Source organism: Gluconobacter sp. P1D12_c (assembly GCF_018812105.1).
GTDB classification, from domain to species: domain Bacteria; phylum Pseudomonadota; class Alphaproteobacteria; order Acetobacterales; family Acetobacteraceae; genus Gluconobacter; species Gluconobacter oxydans_A.
This window is the reverse complement of the sequence record NZ_JACSIQ010000806.1, coordinates 1-371: the sequence shown is the minus strand read 5'-3', so window position 1 is coordinate 371 and position 371 is coordinate 1. Positions and strand designations below refer to the sequence as shown.

The window sequence follows — 371 nt, the reverse complement described above, 5'->3', positions numbered from 1 at the left end:
CTTCGCCTTCATCACGCTTCGTGAAAAGCTCAGCATCATTGATGACACGCTTCTTCATCATCTTCAGAGATCCATCAGACTGATCTCGAACGATGCGAAGCCTCTCATCATTAAGAGACCCCTTGAACTCCTTAAACGATCCGTACCTCTGTATCAGTCGCGTATTGAGTGTCTCATTATAGAACCACTCAAGATGGCCATCCTCAATCGTCTCAATATCGTTCGGCTTAGTCACATATTTTGTGACCTCATCAACAGACTCAAGAGTTCCCGCATCCTTAACAATGCACGACATCCTCTCACGAACATCATCAAGAAAATCCTTCCAGCGGTTCCCCTTCAATTACGGCAGATCAAAGAGGATATTCATA

Annotated in this window: 1 protein-coding gene; it reads right to left on the bottom strand. The window is 44.7% G+C overall.

Going from position 1 to position 371, the window contains the following annotated elements:
• The coding region (locus KP705_RS19290; RefSeq protein WP_215765478.1) for a hypothetical protein at positions 1-343 on the bottom strand (343 nt) is incomplete at its 3' end.
• Positions 344-371: the final 28 nt, after the last annotated feature.